The organism is Pseudomonas sp. CBC3 (assembly GCF_037967085.1).
Lineage (GTDB): Bacteria > Pseudomonadota > Gammaproteobacteria > Pseudomonadales > Pseudomonadaceae > Stutzerimonas.
In genome coordinates, this window is record NZ_JBANEO010000015.1 from 1 (window position 1) to 3,130 (window position 3,130).

3 protein-coding genes and 1 rRNA gene are annotated in these 3,130 nt (G+C 53.2%); 3 read left to right on the forward strand and 1 reads right to left on the reverse strand.

What is annotated here, in order from left to right:
• Positions 1–10: 10 nt before the first annotated feature.
• Positions 11–126 (forward strand): 5S ribosomal RNA (rrf, locus tag V6943_RS20165).
• 467 nt (positions 127–593) lie between these two features.
• Here the strand turns inward: rrf and queD are convergent.
• Positions 594–950 carry a 6-carboxytetrahydropterin synthase QueD gene (gene queD / locus V6943_RS20170; RefSeq protein WP_340555142.1) on the reverse strand — a complete coding sequence of 119 codons (357 nt, stop codon included), beginning with the start codon at positions 948–950 and terminating at the stop codon, positions 594–596.
• 255 nt (positions 951–1,205) lie between these two features.
• Between queD and V6943_RS20175 the strand changes: the two genes are divergently transcribed.
• Positions 1,206–2,522, forward strand: a complete 1,317-nt coding sequence (locus tag V6943_RS20175; RefSeq protein ID WP_340555143.1) for a Na+/H+ antiporter family protein — start codon at positions 1,206–1,208, stop codon at positions 2,520–2,522.
• 131 nt (positions 2,523–2,653) lie between these two features.
• A partial coding sequence (locus tag V6943_RS20180) for an AI-2E family transporter (protein ID WP_340555144.1) occupies positions 2,654–3,130 on the forward strand: 477 nt, incomplete at its 3' end.

Consider the following 3,130-nt stretch of genomic DNA (forward strand, 5'->3'; position numbering starts at 1 on the left):
AACCGAATTGCTTGACGACCATAGAGCGTTGGAACCACCTGATCCCATCCCGAACTCAGCAGTGAAACGACGCATCGCCGATGGTAGTGTGGGGTCTCCCCATGTGAGAGTAGGTCATCGTCAAGCTTCTACACCAAACCCCCGGCCCTCGTAAGAAGGTCGGGGGTTTGTCTTTGCGCGAGAGAAATATCAGGGCCGCCCGCGACACGATTGATGTTGGGTAGAACCTCGGCCTCAGTGCACTTCGACCAAAGATAAGAACTCAAGCGTAGCTCGGAAATGTGCCAGGCTGAATGGTGGCGTGCACGTCAGACGTCAAACAACATATCGGTGCCGACGATGAGTTGGAATTGCGCGTCACTTGGCGAGCACGCCGGCTCAATACGGCATGCTCACATTGCTCTTCCTGCTGGGCCTGTGACGACTCGCTGACATTTACCGGCGACTATAGGAGAGATGAGCTTGTATGTGCGGCTGCTGTAGAAGGCTTATGCGGGAAACGCAGGAGAAGAGGGTCCATCGCATCTTTGAAGAGGCTTCGTTAAGCCTCCCCATGCCAATGTGGCCCAGCAATGCAGGCTGTTCAGTTCCCGCTAGTTGCCTCGGTACTCACAGCCGCTAGTGCAAGTTTCATGGATGCGAATCCGAGACAATTCCGGTATCAGCGGCTTCAGATTGTCCCATATCCATTTCGCCAGGTTTTCGCTGGTGGGGTTCTCCAGGCCTGGTAAATCGTTCAGATAGTTATGATCAAGCTGTTCGTAAATCGGCTTGAAGATCTGCCGTATCTCGCCAAAATCACGAATCCAACCAGCATGCGCGTCGACCTCACCCTCTAGGTAAATGGCGACCCGGAATGAGTGGCCATGCAGCCGACCGCATTTGTGGCCCTCAGGTACATGTGGCAAACGATGTGCGGATTCGAACGTAAACTCTTTGAATATTTCCACTGGCCCATCCGAAAGGTAAAAATTTCTGTGGCGACATTTTACCGTTTTGTATCCAGGGTGTCGCAGTGAAACGGATCGAGTGAGCTTGCCTATAAAACCGGATGTCGTGAAGGGCCTTCGAGGCTCCAAACTTAATCGGCAGCTAGGAATATCAGAGTGACTTTTGCTAATGCTCCTTTAGTTCTTTGACACCACAGCAGGGTTGCGGCAAATTACCTGACTTTTTATCGGCATTCGCCGTTGCGGGGAGTTGAAATGAATGCAGTAGTGGCCGCAGTCGGCATTATGCTGATTCTTAGCCTGTGCAGAGTTCATGTTGTCGTAGCCTTGATTACTGGCGCTATTGCCGGCGGCATGTTGGGTGGGCTGGGAATCGAAGCTAGCCTTGCCGCCTTCAATAAGGGGCTCGGCGGAGGAGCGACGGTTGCGCTGTCCTATGCGCTACTCGGCGCGTTTGCGGTAGCAATCGGGAAAAGCGGGTTGGCCCATGCACTGGCCGATAAAGCGCTAGCAATCCTAGGGACGAGAGAGGTGCAATCGGGTGGTTCAGTCAAGTGGATGATGATCGGGCTGCTGCTTGTAGTCGCAGTGTCGTCACAGAATATCCTACCGATTCATATTGCATTCATTCCTCTGTTGGTTCCGCCCCTGTTGTACGTGCTAAGCAAGCTGCAGATCGACAGGCGATTGATAGCATGCGTGCTGGCGTTTGGCTTGATAACGCCTTACATGTTCCTTCCCGTTGGCTTCGGTAATATCTTTCTAACTGAAATTCTGCTCGCCAATGTCGCTAAGAGCGGTGTTGATATCACGGGGGTCAATGTAAGCCAAGCCATGCTGATCCCAGCTCTCGGTATGGCAGCAGGCCTATTGATTGCCATGTTTAGCTATCGCAAGCCGCGGGCGTACGTGCTGGCGAAGTTAGATCAATCGAAAGTGGAAAGCGTCAGCTATAGCCCTCTCACCTTACTGACTGCGGCGTTGGCAGTTGCGGCAGCGTTCATTGTCCAGCTGTGGCTGGACTCGATGATTATCGGGGCTCTGATAGGTTTCGTTATTTTCTCTGCCTCGGGGGTAGTGCGTTGGCGGGAGGCTGATGACCTCTTCACCGAAGGCATGAAAATGATGGCAATGATCGGTTTCATCATGATTGCTGCCGCAGGCTTCGCAGAAGTCATGCGTGAGACCGGTGAGGTGAAAACATTGGTCGATGCATCTGCAGAGTGGATAGGTAACAGCAAGGCCATCGGTGCGCTGATGATGTTGGTGGTGGGGCTGTTGGTCACCATCGGCATCGGCTCTTCCTTCTCTACGGTCCCAATCATTGCCGCTATCTTCGTCCCGTTAGGGGTGGAGCTCGGATTCAGTCCATTGGCTATCGTTAGCCTTGTAGGTACTGCGGGCGCGTTGGGAGATGCAGGTTCGCCGGCTTCGGACTCGACACTTGGCCCAACAGCAGGACTTAATGCCGACGGCCAGCACAACCATATCTGGGATACCGTGGTGCCGACATTCTTGCATTACAATCTGCCACTTCTTGCATTCGGCTGGGCTGCAGCCATGATCCTGTGACAGAGTGAGCACTAGCCTGTATATTTTTCAAACGCCGTCCTCGTAACGGCGTTTTGATTGTTTCTGCTCCATCGCCGAATCGGCACTCCTCGCGGCAATCGCTGACTAATAGACACAGCCGCAGCGAAAGGATGCAGACAGTGAATTCAACCCTTGAGCAAAAAGTGTTTCTCGCGCTGTTGCTCGTCGTCACTATCGCTTTCGGCTGGATACTTTTCCCTTTCTATGGCGCCGTCTTCTGGGCTGTCATTCTTGCCATCATCTTTGCTCCGCTTCAGCGACGCCTGCATCAATATCTGGGCAACAGACGGAATCTGACTGCTTTTATCACCTTGATGGTATGTCTGATTGTGGCGGTGCTCCCGGTTATTCTGATTACAGGGTTGCTGGTTCAGGAGGGTGCTTCGCTCTATAGGCAGATCGAAAGTGGTGAGTTGGATGTCGGTAGCTTTGTTGGAACTGCAAGGGAATTGCTACCCGCGTCATTGGAGCAGCAGTTGCGGCGGTTCGGGCTAGGTGATGTCGACCAGATTCGTGAGCGACTCGCAAGCTGGGCGTTAGAAGGCAGCCAGTTTTTGGCGACCAAGGCCTTCAGCTTTGGTCAGGGT

What these genes read in the sequence shown, in the direction of transcription:
- V6943_RS20175 (WP_340555143.1), top strand. Translation starts at nt 1,206, where the DNA reads ATGAATGCAGTAGTGGCCGCAGTCGGCATTATGCTGATTCTTAGCCTG.